This window comes from Simiduia sp. (genome assembly GCF_058345725.1).
This window is the reverse complement of sequence record NZ_JBTUOC010000041.1, coordinates 1-15,012: the sequence shown is the minus strand read 5'-3', so window position 1 is coordinate 15,012 and position 15,012 is coordinate 1. Positions and strand designations below refer to the sequence as shown.

The following is a 15,012-nucleotide window of genomic DNA, read 5'->3' as shown; positions in this document are numbered from 1 at the left end:
ACCCGATAGTCCTTTTAAATGGGAATTGTTATGGAGTTATCGCGCACCTTATTGATCGGTTACGGCGATCTGGCCCAGCGTCTGGCGGCGCTGTTGCCAGGCACAATCACCGGTTTGCGCCGCCGGCCCCAAGGGCTCTCGAATTGCGTGGCCGGCGATGCCACCGAGCCAGACGCTATGCGCGCTCTGCTGGCGCGCGGTTTTGATCAGATAGTGATAACGCTGACGCCATCGGCGCGCACCGATGCCGGCTACCAGGCTGCCTACGTGGCGCCGGTGCAGGTGTTGCTGGCCGCATTGCAGCAACTGCAACAGCGTCCGCGTATCGTATTCGTGTCCAGTAGTTCGGTGTACGGGCAGGCGAATGGCGAGTGGGTAAATGAAATCAGCCCCGCGGAGCCAACGGGATTTGCCGGTGCACGGTTACTGGAAGCCGAGCAGATGTTGTTGTCGTCGGGTCTGCCGGTGGTTATTGCGCGCCTGTCGGGTCTGTACGGCCCCGGTCGCGAGCGGTTGCTGTCTCAGGTGCGCGCTGGCGAGGTTTCGCGCAACTTGCTCGCCTACAGCAACCGCATTCACGTGCAGGATGCAGCCTTGGCACTGCACCATATATTGGCGTTAGACGCGCCGGCCAGTTGTTACCTGGTCAACGACGACGCGCCGGTGTTACTGGCGGAAGTGGTGCGCGGTTTAGCACTGGCCTTGGGCGTAGCCGCGCCGACGCAATCTACGGGTGCCGTGTTTAGCGGCAAGCGGGTGGACAATAGTCGGCTCAAAGCCAGCGGTTGGCAGCCCGTGTACCCCGATTGGCGGGCGGGCTACCGCGAGATCGTGGCGGCGTTTAAATCACCATGACGCCTTCGGCTTCAAACAGCGCGCCCTTGGGCAGTTCGCTGATCCCCACGGCGGCGCGCGCTGGATAGGGCTCTTGGAAGTACTCGGCCATCACCTCGTTTACCACGGGAAAGTTGCTCAGGTCCGTCAGGTAGAGGTTGAGCTTGACGACATGTGCGAGGCTGCCGTTGGCGGCCTCGCACACGGCACTCAGATTTTTAAATACTTGGTGCGCCTGCGCCCGGAAGTCGCCGTCAACCAGTGTCATGGTGTCTGGCAACAAGGGAATTTGCCCCGACAAATACACGGTGTTGTTCACTTTCACCGCTTGCGAGTAGGTACCGATGGCGGCGGGCGCACGATCGGTGCTGATAATGGCTTTATTGGTCATGGGAAAGGTCCGAGTATTGGGAAAAACGGCCAGTATAAGGCTACTGACCGGTGGGTCGTCAATGCGACGGCCGCCGATGCTTGAACGTGCTAATTGCGGTGGCGGCTGATGCGAATCACCGAGCGCAGGCTTTTGAGGCGGCGGATGATATTGGCCAGATGCACTCGGTTGGACACGCCCAGTGTAAGGTTGATGACACTGTTGTGGGCGTCGCGCTCGTGCACATTAATTTGTTCGATATTGGCATTTTGCTCGGTAATGCGGGTGGCCAGGCTGGCAATAATACCGCGGCCGGACTCCACCTCCACGCGAATATCCACCGGAAATTCGCCGCGTACGTCGGGCGACCAGTTCACGGCGGCAATTTTTTCAGGGTTTTCGCGCAGCTCAATAATATTGCGGCAGGTGTCGTGGTGTACCACCAGGCCCTTGCCCGCGCTGATATGGCCTACGATGGGGTCGCCCGGTATAGGTCGGCAACAGCGGGCAAAGCTGATCATCATGCCGTCGGCCGATTCGATCATCAGTGGCGATTGGGCATTGGCTTTGCGGCTATCGGATTGCACTAGGTTAGCCACCGCGTGGGGCAGCCGTTTGCCCAGTCCGATTTCTTCAAACAAGGCTTCCAGGCTGTGAGTGCCCGAGTCTTTTAACAGGGCCTTGCGGGCTTCTTTGTCCAGATTTTGCAATTCCATGCCGCGGTCGGCCAGCGAGCGGGTCAGCAGTTTTCTGCCCAGCTCAATGGATTCGTGGTGGCGCTGGTGCTTCAGGAAATGCCGAATGGCGGAGCGGGCCTTGCCGGAGGTGACAAAGTTCAACCAGCCGGGATTGGGCTGGGCGCTGGCGGCGGTGATGATGGTCACTTTCTGGCCGCTCTGCAGCGTTTGCGAGAGCGGTGCTAACCGGTCGTTAATGCGACAGGCCACGCAGGCATTGCCGATGTCGGTGTGCACGGCGTAGGCAAAATCCACCGGCGTTGCGCCGCTTGGCAGTTCCACAATGCGACCTTTGGGGGTGAATACATAGACTTCGTCGGGAAATAGATCGATTTTAACGTTTTCGATAAATTCCAGGCTGTCGCCGGCGCGCTGCTGCATTTCCAGCAGCCCCTGTACCCATTGCCGCGCGCGCAAGTGGCTGGCGTTGGGATTGTCGTTAGTTTTGTAGAGCCAGTGGGCGGCGATGCCGCTGTTGGCCATTTCGTCCATTTCCTTGGTGCGGATTTGCACTTCAATAGGTACCCCGTGCATACCCACTAGTACCGTGTGCAGCGATTGGTAACCATTGGTTTTGGGGATGGCGATGTAATCTTTGAATTCGGTGATGATGGGTTTGTAGAGGTTGTGAATGGCGCCGAGGGTGCGGTAACAGGTGTCCACGGAATCCACAATGATGCGGAAAGCGTAGACGTCCATGATCTCTTTGAAGGACTTCTTCTTCGAGCGCATCTTGGTGTAAATGCTGTACAGGTGTTTTTCGCGGCCGATAACCAGGGCGTTGATGTGCTCGTCTTCCAAGCGCTTTTGCAAACTCTGGCGGATCTTTTCCACCAGTTCCTTGCGGTTGCCGCGGGCGCTTTGCAGCGCCGCCTTCAGGCGCTTGGCGCGCAGCGGGTGCATGGCGGAAAAACCGCGGTTTTCAAACTCGATGCGCATATCGTTCATGCCCAATCGATGGGCGATGGGCGCGTAAATATCCAGGGTCTCGCGGGCTATGCGGCGCTTCTTCTCGGGCGGCATCACGCCCAGGGTGCGCATGTTGTGCAGTCGGTCGGCCAGCTTGACCAGAATCACACGGATGTCGCGCGCCATAGCCAGGGTCATCTTTTGGAAGTTTTCCGCCTGCTTTTCGGCTTGGGATTCAAATTCGATCTGGGTCAGCTTGCTGACCCCGTCCACTAAATCGGCCACGGTTTCGCCGAACTGCTCGCCCAGGCTGGTCTTGGCAATGCCGGTATCTTCGATGACATCGTGCAACATGGCTGCCATCAGGCTCTGATGGTCCATGTGCATGGACGACAAAATCGTCGCTACCGCCAGCGGGTGGGTGATGTAGGGATCGCCCGAGCGGCGCTTCTGGCCATCGTGCGCCTGTTCTGCGTAGAGGTAGGCGCGCCGGACCAGATTGATATGTGCGGGTTCTAAATAGGAGGAAAGCTGATGCGCGAGAGCGTCAATGGTGTGCAATCTTCCCTCCTCTGGGAACTTACTCTTCGGTCAGAATCGGTGCTTCGATTTCGTATTCTGGCTCGTCGCGCTGGGTCAGGATAGAGGCGTCAACCAGCCCCTCTTCGATTTCGCGCAGGGCGATCACGGTGGGCTTGTCGTTTTCTTCTGGCACCATGGGCGACTTGCCACCCACGGCAATTTGACGCGCGCGCTTGCTGCCTACAATAACCAATTCAAAGCGGTTATCAACATGGTTCAGACAATCTTCAACAGTAATACGTGCCATATTCGGAGTTCCGGTAAACGTGCGTGAGCACCCGCTTTGAGTTTAGCCCACTGGCCGCGCGGGTGCCGGTATGAAAAAGGTCGGCCAGTGTACGCAAATCGACCAGTCAGCTCAATAGGTCTGCCAACAATCCCAGGTGCCGTTGGCTCTGGCGGGATTGCTTTAAACGCTGGCTGACTACCAGGGCCTTAAATTCGGCCAGCGCTGTGTCGAAATCGTCGTTGATGATGAGGTAGTCGGCTTCCACATAGTGGGTCATCTCGTTGATGGCCTCCTTCATGCGACCTTCAATCACTTCGGCGCTATCCTGCCCGCGTCCGGTGAGGCGCTGGTGCAATGCTTCGCGCGAGGGCGGCAAAATAAACAGCCCGACGGTATCGGGAATCAGTCGACGCACCTGGGCGGCGCCCTGCCAGTCGATTTCCAGAATCACGTCCATGCCGCTGGCGAGCTGCGCTTCGACCCAGTGCTTGGAGGTGCCGTAGTAATTGGTGAACACCTGAGCGTGTTCGAGAAAGCTGGCCTGGGCGAGCATGGATTTGAAGGTGTCTTGGTCCACGAAGTGGTAATTGACGCCGTCCACCTCGCCCGGCCGCATGGCGCGGGTGGTGTGCGATACCGACACCCGAATGTCGTTGGTGGAGTCCACCAGCGCCTTTACCAGGCTGGTTTTGCCGGCCCCCGAGGGTGCCGACACAGTAAAAAGGTTGCCCCGAGTCTGCATAGTTTTGATTTACCTACTGGCCAGTACGGCTATTCAATGTTTTGGATCTGCTCGCGCATTTGTTCAATGAGCACTTTCAGCTCGACGGCTGCCTGGGTGGTTTCGGTGACCACAGATTTAGACGATAGCGTATTGGCCTCGCGATTGAGCTCCTGCATCAAAAAATCCAGCCGACGACCAATGGGCTCGGTTTTACCCAGGGTCAGGCGCACTTCGTTAATGTGGGCGCTCAGTCGATCCAGCTCCTCTTCCACATCGGCTTTTTGGGCCAGCATGACAATTTCTTGCTCGATGCGGTCTTGATCCAGTTGGCCCGAGAGCTCTTCCAGGCGGGCCTGCAATTTATCGCGCTGGGCCTGCAGGATAGTGGGCATCAATTGGCGCACCTGAGCCACTTGCCCGGCAATGGCGGTCAAGCGCTGATCGATAAATGCGGCCAGCTCTTTACCTTCGCGCGCGCGGTTGTCCGATAACTGCACCAGCGCCTGGCGAAAGCAATCCACAATGCACTGGTTGAGCGTGTCGGTATCCACCGTGTCTTCCACCACCACACCGGGCCAGCGCAGGAGTTCCAGTGGGTTGATGGGCGACAGACTGGCGTTGGTGCGCGCCAGTTGTTGGACCGCATTCAAAACTTGGTTAACGCGCTGCTCGTTCAAGCCCAGCGCCTGCTGCTCGGCCTTGCCGATTTGCAATTGCAGGGTGGCTTCTACCTTGCCGCGGTTCAGGCATTTGCGCAGCGCATCGCGCAGGGCGGGCTCGCACTGGCGCTGGGTTTCTGGCAAGCGAAAGTGGGGTTCGAGGTAGCGGTGGTTGACGCTGCGAACTTCCCAGCTCAAGTTGCCCCAATCAAAGCTGGCCTCGATCCGGCCAAAGCCTGTCATACTGCGCGGCATGGTGTGGTCCTGAATGCGAAAAAGAGTTCGCCATGTTACCACAGCCATTCCTCGGTATAATCGCCGCTTTTCCACTCGCCATCGATATAGGTAACTCCATGCAAAGACCCAGTGGCCGTCAGGTCGATCAACTCCGCCCCGTGCGTATCACCCGCCAGTTTACCTGTCACGCCGAGGGCTCGGTGTTGGTGGAGTTCGGCAACACCAAGGTGATTTGCAACGCGACGGTGGAAGACGGCGTGCCCCGTTTTATGCGCGGCGAAGGGCGCGGTTGGATTACCGCAGAATACGGTATGTTGCCCCGCTCCACCGGCACCCGCATGGGCCGCGAGGCAGCGCGCGGTAAGCAGGGTGGCCGGACGGTAGAAATTCAGCGCCTGATTGGACGGTCGCTGCGTGCGGCGGTGGATTTGGCTGCTTTAGGTGAATACACCATCACCGTGGACTGCGATGTGATTCAGGCCGACGGCGGTACGCGCACGGCATCCATCACCGGTGCCTGCGTGGCCCTGGCCGATGCGGTGGCATTGATGCAGGCCAAGGGTATGATTAAGTCGTCGCCTATCAAGCGCATGATTGCCTCAGTGTCAGTGGGGATTTATCAGGGCGAGCCGGTGTTGGATCTGGACTATCCAGAGGATGCGGCCGCCGACACCGATATGAATATTGTGTTGGGCAGCGACGGTGGCATCATCGAAATCCAAGGCACAGCAGAGGCCGAGCCCTTTAGCGATGCGGAATTTGCCGCCATGTTGGCGCTGGCCAAAAAAGGCATCGCCGAGCTGCATCAACTGCAAACCGACGCGCTTGCCCAGTAGCTTCGCGCCACTAAGGCGGGTAACAAAAAAGGGCCTTAAGGCCCTTTTTTATTGTTGTGTATCAGGTGCATCACCTGCAGCGATTCGCCTATTCAATTTCCAGATCGTAATCGATGATGACGGGCTGATGGCTGGAGAATTGCTGCTTTTTGTAGATAGTGGCGTACTCCACTCGATTGGCTAGGTTGTTGGAAATGACTTGAAAGTCAGTGCGCCAGCCATCGGCTTCGCCCGATTCAGTTTCGGGAAACCAGCTGTACTCGTCGTCGTCGCTGTTGACTTTGCGGAAGGCATCGGTGTATTCCAACTGCGTAAACAGTTGGTTGAGCCAGCTGCGCTCGTGCGGCAGGAAACCCACGTCGCCTTCGTGCTGCGCGGCGTTCATGACGTCGCGCGCCTTGTGGGCCATGGCCCAGTTGCCGCAAAACACATAATCGCGCCGCTTGCGGCTGATTTTCACCAAGTGTGCCTGCAGGTCGTCAAAAAATTTCATTTTCACTTCCTGGGACTCGCTGGCCGACATAGCCGAGGGTGCCAGCAAACTGCCAATGCTGATTTTCTCAAAATCAATTTGCAGGTAGCGGCCCTCCATATCCACGCCGCTGGCAAAACCAAAACCATAGATCAAGGCCTTGGGCATTTTGCGGCTGTAGATAGCGACGCCATTGTAGTGCTTGACGCCCGAGTCGAAGAAATAGGCGTTGTAGCCCTCCGGGTGAAACACCGGATGGTCCAACTCGTATTCGAGTGCCCGCAAATCCTGCAGACAGATAATGTCAGCGTCCTGTTCTGCCAGCCAGTCGTACAGACCCCGCTGTGCCGCCTGGTGTAACCCATCGACGCTGAGATTGATAATGCGCATGTTAGCCCCTTAAAAACGGACTGTGTATGATACCCGAGCTTTATAAGTTTTTGTAAATATTGGGATTACCGCAAGCCCATTGGCACCTGCAAAGCCGTTTGTGGGCCGGGCGGGTGGCCATAAAAGGTGGGCAGCCAACCCGGCAAATGTGCCAAAATAGCGACCCACAGAGGAGCCGTCATTGGCTTAAACATAGTTCATAGATTCAGATTTTGACACGGGAAACGGCTATGCAGAGTTACCAGCGCGAATTTATCGAGTTGGCCATCGAACACAAAGCGCTGTGTTTCGGAGACTTTACCCTCAAAAGCGGCCGCAAGAGCCCCTACTTTTTTAACGCAGGTAAATTTCAGACAGGCGCCGCACTGGCGGCCTTGGGGCGCTTCTACGCCGCGGCCATAGAGGCCTCAGGTGTTGCCTTTGATGTGTTATTTGGGCCGGCTTACAAAGGCATCCCGCTAGCGGCTACCACCGCTGTGGCACTGGCCGATGGGCACCAGCGCGACCTGCCCTACTGCTTTAACCGCAAAGAGGCCAAGGACCACGGCGAAGGAGGCAGCCTTGTGGGCGCCCCCTTGGTGGGCAAGGTACTGATTATCGACGATGTCATTACGGCCGGAACTGCTATACGCGAAGTCATGCAAATAATCGACGCCGCCGGTGCCAAGCCCGCCGGCGTGGTGATCGGACTCAATCGGCAAGAAAAGGGCAAGGGTGAATTGTCTGCAATCGCAGAAGTGGAGCAGCAATTTGGTATTCCTGTGATCAGCATCATTAGTCTCAACGATATCATCAGCTATCTTGATGCCGATCCGGACCAGGCGGAGATGGTGGCGAGTATTCGCGCCTACCGCGAACGCTACGGTACCTGCTAAGCGTGAATTGACAGGCGCTAGCCATCGAAACCAAGGGGTTGTTTAACATGACGACGACGTTTTACACACTGCTATTGGCGCTTGCCTGCTGTCTACCCCTGGCCTTGGCCGCCGCAGAGCCGCCAGCAGACAAAGTGTTTTACCGCTATGTCAACGAAGCGGGCGCCAAGGTGATGCACCACTCCCTGCCCCCCGAAGCTGCCAAACGCGGCTACGAGGTAGTGAGTATTTCCGGCATCGTTTTGAAAGTGGTGCCGCCAGCACTGACGCCCGAGCAGGCCGCCGCTGCGGCCGCACAAAAAGCCGAGCAGCGCGAGCTGGATGAATGGGATGCGGCGCTGCTGCGGCGCTACAGCAGCGTGGACGACATCGAAGCGGCCAAGCAGCGAAAGCTGGCGGATCTGGAGGCGAACATGTCAATCCTGATCAGCAATCTCAATACTATTCAGACCCAAATTAGAGCTGAGTACGCGCGCGGTGCCGCCTTTGAACGACGCGGTCAGGCGGTGCCGGATATTGTGGTGGATAACTTGCACAATTTGGAGCGAGAATTGGATGACACTCGCGAAAAGTACATTCAGCGCGAGTGGGAGTACGAAGACGTTGCGGACAAGTTTGAGCAGGATAAGGCGCGCTTTAGCGTTATACATATGAAACGCTAAGTATTGCTAGCTATCAGTCAGCGAAAAAAATGGGGCTTCGGGCCCATTTTTGTCAATTCACCTGAGCTAGTGGCTCGTAGAAAAAATCCTGCATGAGAATCGGCCACTGCTCGCCCCAGTATTCGGTGGGCGACCGTTTAAAGTTGGAGCGCACAAATTGGGCAATGCGACCCTCGGCGGCGGCCATTAACAAATTGGCGGCGGCGCTAAGTGGTAATTTGGGGCGCAGGCCCTCGCGGATTTCCGCCTCGCGCAATATTTGCTTGATCTGGGTTTCAATACGCTCAAACAACTGCTGGATACGGGTGTGTAGGCGCTCTGTTTCTCCGGTCAAAGCATCGCCAGTAAGAATGCGAGTAATGCCGGGGTTGCGCTCCGTGAAGGTCAACAACAGTAAAAAAATTTTCTCGCAACGGCCCTGAGCGGATTCGGTATCAGTCAGGATAAGGCCGATACGGGAAAAAAGCGTATCCTCAATAAACTCGATTAAGCCCTCGAACATTTTAGATTTGCTGGGAAAGTGCCGGTAAAGTGCAGCTTCCGAGACGCCCACTTCTTTGGCGAGTGCCGCCGTGGTGATACGTGCCCCCGGGCTGGATTCCAGCATGTGCGCCAAAGACTCTAGAATCTGCTGGCGACGGGACACCTTGGATGAGGAGTTTGTCATAAAACCTTCGACGTTCAGGGCTTTCGGGGAACGGACTATCCTAGCCACAAAGGCCGGCCGCATCAATGAAAAAAGCCAGAGATGCGCCGGTAGTTTCGCGTTGCCAGCGGATTAATCGGGGCTGTTGCTGATTTTGGTGCCAACGCCCGTGTCGGTAAAAATTTCGAGCAACACGGCGTGATCCACTCGGCCATCGATGATGTGCGAGGAATTGACACCGCTTTTCACTGCATCCAGTGCGCAGGAAATTTTTGGCAGCATGCCACCATAAATCGTGCCGTCGGCAATAAGGTCATCCACCTGCTGCGTGGACAGCCCGGTTAGCACCTGGCCGGATTTGTCCATCAGGCCGGCCACATTGGTTAACAGCATTAGCTTTTCGGCCTTGAGTACCTCGGCAATTTTACCGGCTACCAAGTCGGCATTGATGTTATAAGCCGCGCCGTCTTGACCGACCCCCACCGGGGCGATGACGGGAATAAAATTGCTGTTGGTCAGCATATCGATGACTTCGGTATTGATGGAGACCACTTCACCCACGTGGCCGATGTCCACAATTTCGGAGGCATTCATGCCCGGGGTTTTGCGGCTAACGGTCATCTTTTTGGCGCGAATAAGTTTGCCGTCTTTACCTGTCAGACCAATGGCGTTGCCGCCGTTGCGATTGATCAAGCTGACTATTTGCTTATTGACGGTGCCGCCTAAAACCATCTCCACCACATCCATAGTGGCGCTGTCGGTGACGCGCATACCGTCCACAAATTCGGATTTTATACTGAGTTTTTCCAGTAGTTGACCAATTTGCGGGCCGCCGCCGTGCACCACCACCGGGTTTAAGCCCACCAGTTTCATCAGCACAATATCGCGCGCAAAACTGTTTTGCAGGGCCTCGTCAATCATGGCGTTGCCACCAAATTTGACCACGATGGTCTTGCCGGTAAAGCGTTGAATATAAGGTAGGGACTCTGTAAGTACCTGTGCAATTTGCATGGCGTCGGCGCGCGAAAGTGACATGAAAACCTCTGTGACTGAATATTGTAGTTGTGGTCTCGTTGCCGAAACCTTTAAAAATCTAAGGGTAGATCGGGCGCAACGCGGGTTAGTTCGCGTTTGAACAGACTTTTCAGTTGCGCCAGTGTTTCTTCCGTATCCGCCTCAAAGCGTAGCGTCAATGCGGCTGTGGTGTTGGAGGCGCGCACCAGGCCCCAGCCTTTGGCGAAATCCACGCGCAGCCCGTCGATGGTGGTGAGCTTCCCACTCTGAAATTTGCCCTCGGCAATTAGGGTTTTCACCAGCGCAAATTTTTTGGATTCGGCAATGGGAATCAAAATTTCCGGGGTTGACGGCTGGGTTGGGAAGGCGGCAAAAATACTGTCTATATCCTGGTCGCGCAGGGTCATGATTTCCAGCAGGCGCGCGCAGGCATACATGCCATCGTCAAAACCGTACCAGCGGTCTTTGATAAAAATGTGGCCCGATAACTCGCCGCCAAGCAGCGCCCCGGTTTCCAGCATTTTTTGCTTCATGTTGGAGTGGCCGGTTTTCCACATGATGGGTCTGCCGCCATAGCTGGTGATCAAGCTGTTGAGCTGGCGCGTACTTTTTACGTCAAACAGCACGTCTGCGCCAGGGTTGCGCGACACGATATCTTTGGCAAACAGCATCAGCAGCCGGTCGGGCCAGATAATGTCGCCCTTGGGCGTTACCACGGTGAGCCGATCGCCATCGCCATCAAATGCCACACCCAGATCTGCACCGGTGCTTTTTACCCGGGCAATCAGTGCGGTCAGATTTTCTGCGCGGCTGGGATCGGGTTGGTGATTGGGGAAGCGGCCGTCGATTTCGCAAAACAGCGGCTCGACTTCACAGCCCAGTTCTTCAAAGAGCTGCGGCGCAATCTCGCCGGTGGCGCCATTGCCGGCATCGATGACAATTTTTACATCGCCGGCCAGTGCCACATCGGAAAAAATTCGATCGATATAGTCTGGGATAACGTCCAGTTGCTGTTCGACGGCATCGCCCGTGCGGAACTGGGCGCGCTGGATGCGCGTGTAAATGCTGCTGATGCCCTCCTCCGCCAAGGTGTTGCCATTCATGACAATTTTAAAGCCGTTGTATTCGCCGGCGTTGTGGCTGGCAGTGACGATAACGCCACTGCGGCTGCCGCCGGCAGCTGTGGCGCAGGCAAAATACAACAAGGGTGAGGGAATCAGGCCCAGGTTCAGCACATTGCAGCCGGTGCTGAGAATCCCGTTCACCAATTGGGTGCACAACTCTTCGCTGTGAATGCGCCCGTCGCGCCCCACCAGCAGGGTAGATTCGCCCTGCTCCAGGGCTTCGCTGCCCAGGGCGCGCCCTAGCGTTTCAGCAAACTCGGGTGTCAGTTGGTCGCCCACTACCCCGCGGATATCGTAGGCGCGAAAAATGCGGCGCAGCGCTTTGTTTTCCTGCGCCTGTGGGGCGGGTTCGGCTTCTTCTACTTCCGCCAGCGTGTCTTTGTTTAAGCCCAACAAGGATTTGTCTTCTTCTTTTACGCTGACATCCAGCTCTTTTTTGTCTTTACTGCCCATCATGGCGCGCTCGCGAGCCTTGGTGACTTTCTTCAAGGCAGTGCGGGCGTTGAGGTGGCGCGCGGCAAGCCCGCTGGCGGTCAGTAATAGCAGCAGTAACACAACACAGCCGCCCAGGAAGGGTATTGGGTTGACGGATGCCTGTTGAATCAACGCGTAGGAGGGCGTGAACTGGACGGTCCAATGGCTGCCCTCGATGGCTTTGGTAAAGCGCTCGGTGCTATCGGCACTGCCACTGGCCGCCAGGGTGTGCTCCGGCGAATTACCGACTTTTTGAATAACGGCGGTTTGCCCCAGATTACTGTCTTGGGATTTCAGTAGGCTGCGCAGTCCATCGAGCGATAGTGTCAGCAGCACTGAGCCGAGGGCTGGCTTTTCCTTATCGGTGGGCAGGCCCGTGGCTAATTGTAGTTGCCATTGATTGCCTATCTGGACGGCCTCCGGCACCACCGCTTCGCGCGCCTCGGCTTTATAGATGAGATCCATCTGAATGAAGCTGATGGGGGGCTCGCTCTCGGCATCCAGTGCGGCGCTGCCTCGGGGGAAAAACTGGATGGCGTCTAAGTTGTCTAAATTCCGCTCTATGGTGCGACGAAAGTCGTCCAGCACGGCCTGCTCTTGATAGGCCACTGCGGTCGCCAAGGCGTCGCGCTCACCCAGGCGCGTTACGTCTGTCTGCAGGCTTTGCACCCACTGGGCGACGGCAGTAGCGCGCTTTTCTACTTCCAGATTGCCAAGCGCCGCGAGTTGGCGCTGCTCGGCGGCCACCACAAATTGCTGAAATCCGAGCCAGCCCACCGCGGCCGCAATGAGTACCGACAGCAGGGCAAAGCCCAAAAAATACGGGGGTTGCTTGGGCTTAGGTGCGGGCTTGCTGTTGGTTTTTGGCTCGGCGGGCACGGCAGGTTCCTTGTAAAGCTAGCGCGTTTCAATCGTGTTTATTGGTTTTTGCCTTGCTGATAAGCACGGGCAATCCTTGCCACCAAATCACGGGCCATCTGACGCTTAGTGCGCGTAGCCAGTGTTTCTTCCGTGTTGGCGGAGATCAGTGTTACAGCATTGTCGTCGCTGTTGAAGCCAATGTCTGTGCGCGATACATCGTTGGCAACGATAAGTTGTAGCTTTTTACGGCTCAGCTTAGCTCGCGCATAGGCTAGCAGATTTTCAGTCTCGGCTGCGAAACCCACGCAAAATGGCGGCGCCGGCAAGGCAGCCACCGAGGCGATGACATCGGGGTTGCGCACCAGCTCGAGAGTCATGGTGTCTGTGCTATCGCCGCGCTTTTTGAGTTTTTGCGAGGCTACGGTGGCTGGCCGGTAATCGGCGACGGCGGCGGCGCCAATAAATATATCGCCCGGTGTTGCCAGTGCCGCCGCCAATAATTCCTGTGCGCTGTTAATTGGCACCAGATTCACGTGGGCCGGTGCGGCCAGCTGCGTGGGGCCGCTGATCAGTGTGACGTGCGCGCCCGCCTCAGCACAGGCCTCGGCCAGGGCGTAGCCCATTTTGCCCGAACTGTGATTACTGATGTAGCGCACCGGGTCGATGGCCTCTCGCGTGGGACCAGCGGTAATGGTCACGCGCAGGCCATCTAGAGCGCCGGTGTCGAAACAATTGGCCAGCTCTTGGGCCAGCGATTCGGGTTCAGACATACGCCCCATTCCCACGTCACCGCAGGCTTGACCGCCGCTCGCAGGACCGAATACTCGGGCGCCGCGAGCCACCAGTTGGGCGAGGTTTTCCTGGGTGGCGGCATGGCCCCACATGGCTTGGTTCATCGCCGGTGCCAGCGCCAGAGGCGCCTGGCAGGCGAGCGCCACGGTGGTTAATAAATCGTTGCCGTTACCTTGCGCCAAACGGGCAATGAGATCGGCGGTGGCCGGTGCTATCAGCAAGATATCTGCCCAGCGCGCCAGTTCTATGTGCCCCATGCCGGCCTCGGCCTCCGGGTCCAGTAGCTGGGTATGCACTGGGTGACCGGACAGCGCCTGGAGGGTGAGCGGGGTAATAAACTCTTGGGCACCAGGCGTCATGACCACCCGCACCTGGGCGCCGGCGTCTTGCAATCGGCGAATAAGTTCGGCACTTTTGTAGGCGGCAATGCCGCCGCTAACGCCCAACAGGACGTGTTTGTGGGTGAGGCTGGACATAGCGGGTGTGTGGCTACTCGTGAATGAGGCGATACGATACCATTGTCACGCGTTATTTCGTACCAGGATCAAGGAGGATCACATGGCGATAAACCATTGGCCAGCCACGGAGCGGCCGCGCGAAAAATTATTACAAAAGGGCCCTGGCGCACTGTCAGATGCCGAATTGCTGGCCATCTTTCTGCGCACGGGGGTGACGGGCTGTTCGGCCGTCGATCTGGCGCGCGATCTGCTGACGCGCTTTGGCGGCTTGCGACAGCTTCTGGAGGCCCCGCACGCACATTTTGTGGAAGCGCGGGGGCTAGGCGACGCCAAATTTGCCCAATTGCAGGCGGTGCTAGAGATGGCGCGCCGGCATTTGGCTGCATCGCTCACGCAAACCGACGTTTTATCTAGCCCGCTGTTGGTGCACCGATACTTGCAAAGCCAATTGCGCCACCGCGACCGCGAGGTGTTTGCGCTTTTGTTGCTGGATAATCGGCACAGAGTACTCGCCTTCGACACCCTGTTTGAGGGCACCATTGACGGCGCCTCCGTGTATCCGCGCGAAGTAGTTAAAGCAGTGTTAATGGCGGGTGCGGCGGCGGTGATTCTGGTACACAACCACCCATCGGGTGTGGCCGAGCCCAGCCAGGCAGACATTGCCATCACTCGGCGCCTTAAAGATGCCCTGGCGCTGGTGGATGTTCGGGTTCTGGACCACGTAATTGTAGGCGACGGCTATTGTGCTTCGCTAGCCGAGCTGGGTTTGCTCTAGCGGGTAGCTGGCCTGTTAGAATGGCGCTCCTCGCAGTCTATTACATCCCTGGCCCAGGAGGCTGAGTGAGCAATAATCCGCCGTGTGTGTGGCTTTTGACCGATGCTAAGCCCGGGCATCAAAACCAATTGCGCGGCTTGGCTGCTCGCCTGTCTGTACATAGCTCCGCAGCCTGCCACTGGGTGACAGTCGCAAACTCCACTGCCAGTCTCTGGCAAATTTGGCGTGGGCTAAACCCCGCACCCCATTTGCCAAAGCCGGATATGTTAATTGCAGCGGGTTCTGCCACCCACCGCCATCTGCTGGCCGCAAAGCGCGCGCTGGCGTGCCATGCAGTGGTGTTGATGCGGCC

16 protein-coding genes are annotated in these 15,012 nt (G+C 57.3%); 6 read left to right on the top strand and 10 right to left on the bottom strand.

All coding sequences use genetic code 11. The annotated features are described in order from the left end of the window. The first annotated feature begins 30 nt into the window (after window positions 1-30). Entirely contained in the window at window positions 31-855 is an 825-nt protein-coding gene (locus tag ACW8F6_RS09890) for an NAD-dependent epimerase/dehydratase family protein (protein ID WP_491575701.1), read from the top strand. On the opposite strand, the gene ACW8F6_RS09885 is transcribed toward ACW8F6_RS09890, so the two are convergent. The 5 genes from ACW8F6_RS09885 to ACW8F6_RS09865 all read right to left on the bottom strand — a co-directional run bounded on the left by ACW8F6_RS09885 (window position 842) and on the right by ACW8F6_RS09865 (window position 5,299). After that, window positions 842-1,225 carry a RidA family protein gene (locus ACW8F6_RS09885; RefSeq protein WP_491575700.1) on the bottom strand — a complete coding sequence of 128 codons (384 nt, stop codon included), beginning with the start codon at window positions 1,223-1,225 and terminating at the stop codon, window positions 842-844. The two genes, ACW8F6_RS09890 and ACW8F6_RS09885, sit on opposite strands and share 14 nt — an antisense overlap. A gap of 89 nt (window positions 1,226-1,314) precedes the next feature. Continuing rightward, window positions 1,315-3,411, bottom strand: coding sequence for a bifunctional GTP diphosphokinase/guanosine-3',5'-bis pyrophosphate 3'-pyrophosphohydrolase (spoT, locus tag ACW8F6_RS09880; RefSeq protein ID WP_491575699.1), 2,097 nt, complete (start codon window positions 3,409-3,411; stop codon window positions 1,315-1,317). Window positions 3,412-3,430: 19 nt separating this feature from the next. After that, window positions 3,431-3,679, bottom strand: a complete 249-nt coding sequence (gene rpoZ, locus ACW8F6_RS09875; RefSeq protein WP_183911355.1) for a DNA-directed RNA polymerase subunit omega — start codon at window positions 3,677-3,679, stop codon at window positions 3,431-3,433. 106 nt (window positions 3,680-3,785) lie between these two features. After that, window positions 3,786-4,403 (bottom strand): guanylate kinase, encoded by a 618-nt coding sequence (gmk, locus tag ACW8F6_RS09870; RefSeq protein ID WP_491575698.1) that lies wholly within the window; start codon window positions 4,401-4,403, stop codon window positions 3,786-3,788. A gap of 29 nt (window positions 4,404-4,432) precedes the next feature. Then, on the bottom strand, window positions 4,433-5,299 hold the full coding sequence (locus tag ACW8F6_RS09865) for a YicC/YloC family endoribonuclease (protein WP_491575697.1): 867 nt from the start codon (window positions 5,297-5,299) through the stop codon (window positions 4,433-4,435). A 98-nt stretch (window positions 5,300-5,397) separates the two neighbouring features. On the opposite strand from ACW8F6_RS09865, the gene rph reads away from it, so the two are divergent. Next, window positions 5,398-6,117, top strand: coding sequence for a ribonuclease PH (gene rph, locus ACW8F6_RS09860; protein ID WP_491575777.1), 720 nt, complete (start codon window positions 5,398-5,400; stop codon window positions 6,115-6,117). A gap of 88 nt (window positions 6,118-6,205) precedes the next feature. On the opposite strand, the gene ACW8F6_RS09855 is transcribed toward rph, so the two are convergent. After that, a complete protein-coding gene (locus tag ACW8F6_RS09855) occupies window positions 6,206-6,979 on the bottom strand; it encodes an exodeoxyribonuclease III (RefSeq protein WP_491575696.1) in 774 nt (257 codons plus the stop codon). Window positions 6,980-7,209: 230 nt separating this feature from the next. Here ACW8F6_RS09855 and pyrE point away from each other — a divergent pair, with 230 nt between their 5' ends. Together pyrE and ACW8F6_RS09845 are read left to right on the top strand one after the other, a co-directional pair. Then, on the top strand, window positions 7,210-7,854 hold the full coding sequence (gene pyrE / locus ACW8F6_RS09850) for an orotate phosphoribosyltransferase (protein ID WP_491575695.1): 645 nt from the start codon (window positions 7,210-7,212) through the stop codon (window positions 7,852-7,854). 47 nt (window positions 7,855-7,901) lie between these two features. Further along, window positions 7,902-8,516: a hypothetical protein gene (locus ACW8F6_RS09845; RefSeq protein WP_491575694.1), complete on the top strand. Its 615-nt coding sequence runs from the start codon at window positions 7,902-7,904 to the stop codon at window positions 8,514-8,516. 52 nt (window positions 8,517-8,568) lie between these two features. On the opposite strand, the gene slmA is transcribed toward ACW8F6_RS09845, so the two are convergent. The 4 genes from slmA to coaBC form a co-directional block, all read right to left on the bottom strand. Further along, window positions 8,569-9,183, bottom strand: a complete 615-nt coding sequence (slmA, locus tag ACW8F6_RS09840) for a nucleoid occlusion factor SlmA (protein WP_491575693.1) — start codon at window positions 9,181-9,183, stop codon at window positions 8,569-8,571. Between the two features lie 111 nt (window positions 9,184-9,294). Next, window positions 9,295-10,197 carry an acetylglutamate kinase gene (argB, locus tag ACW8F6_RS09835; RefSeq protein ID WP_491575692.1) on the bottom strand — a complete coding sequence of 301 codons (903 nt, stop codon included), beginning with the start codon at window positions 10,195-10,197 and terminating at the stop codon, window positions 9,295-9,297. 50 nt (window positions 10,198-10,247) lie between these two features. After that, the gene (locus tag ACW8F6_RS09830) at window positions 10,248-12,653 is read right to left on the bottom strand and encodes a phosphomannomutase/phosphoglucomutase (protein WP_491575691.1); all 2,406 of its coding nucleotides are present in this window, start codon (window positions 12,651-12,653) and stop codon (window positions 10,248-10,250) included. A 38-nt stretch (window positions 12,654-12,691) separates the two neighbouring features. Continuing rightward, the gene (gene coaBC, locus ACW8F6_RS09825; RefSeq protein ID WP_491575690.1) at window positions 12,692-13,903 is read right to left on the bottom strand and encodes a bifunctional phosphopantothenoylcysteine decarboxylase/phosphopantothenate--cysteine ligase CoaBC; all 1,212 of its coding nucleotides are present in this window, start codon (window positions 13,901-13,903) and stop codon (window positions 12,692-12,694) included. An 82-nt stretch (window positions 13,904-13,985) separates the two neighbouring features. Here coaBC and radC point away from each other — a divergent pair, with 82 nt between their 5' ends. Next, a complete protein-coding gene (gene radC / locus ACW8F6_RS09820; protein WP_491575689.1) occupies window positions 13,986-14,660 on the top strand; it encodes a RadC family protein in 675 nt (224 codons plus the stop codon). Between the two features lie 65 nt (window positions 14,661-14,725). After that, on the top strand, window positions 14,726-15,012 hold a 287-nt coding region (locus tag ACW8F6_RS09815; RefSeq protein WP_491575688.1), incomplete at its 3' end, for an ELM1/GtrOC1 family putative glycosyltransferase.

Bases quoted from the DNA above. Each gene is read 5' to 3' on its own strand.
- ACW8F6_RS09890 (WP_491575701.1), top strand. From the start codon at position 31: ATGGAGTTATCGCGCACCTTATTGATCGGTTACGGCGATCTGGCCCAG.
- pyrE (WP_491575695.1), top strand. From the start codon at position 7,210: ATGCAGAGTTACCAGCGCGAATTTATCGAGTTGGCCATCGAACACAAA.
- slmA (WP_491575693.1), bottom strand. From the start codon at position 9,183: ATGACAAACTCCTCATCCAAGGTGTCCCGTCGCCAGCAGATTCTAGAG.
- argB (WP_491575692.1), bottom strand. From the start codon at position 10,197: ATGTCACTTTCGCGCGCCGACGCCATGCAAATTGCACAGGTACTTACA.
- radC (WP_491575689.1), top strand. From the start codon at position 13,986: ATGGCGATAAACCATTGGCCAGCCACGGAGCGGCCGCGCGAAAAATTA.
- gmk (WP_491575698.1), bottom strand. From the start codon at position 4,403: ATGCAGACTCGGGGCAACCTTTTTACTGTGTCGGCACCCTCGGGGGCC.
- rpoZ (WP_183911355.1), bottom strand. From the start codon at position 3,679: ATGGCACGTATTACTGTTGAAGATTGTCTGAACCATGTTGATAACCGC.
- coaBC (WP_491575690.1), bottom strand. From the start codon at position 13,903: ATGTCCAGCCTCACCCACAAACACGTCCTGTTGGGCGTTAGCGGCGGC.
- ACW8F6_RS09845 (WP_491575694.1), top strand. From the start codon at position 7,902: ATGACGACGACGTTTTACACACTGCTATTGGCGCTTGCCTGCTGTCTA.
- ACW8F6_RS09855 (WP_491575696.1), bottom strand. From the start codon at position 6,979: ATGCGCATTATCAATCTCAGCGTCGATGGGTTACACCAGGCGGCACAG.
- rph (WP_491575777.1), top strand. From the start codon at position 5,398: ATGCAAAGACCCAGTGGCCGTCAGGTCGATCAACTCCGCCCCGTGCGT.
- ACW8F6_RS09885 (WP_491575700.1), bottom strand. From the start codon at position 1,225: ATGACCAATAAAGCCATTATCAGCACCGATCGTGCGCCCGCCGCCATC.
- ACW8F6_RS09865 (WP_491575697.1), bottom strand. From the start codon at position 5,299: ATGCCGCGCAGTATGACAGGCTTTGGCCGGATCGAGGCCAGCTTTGAT.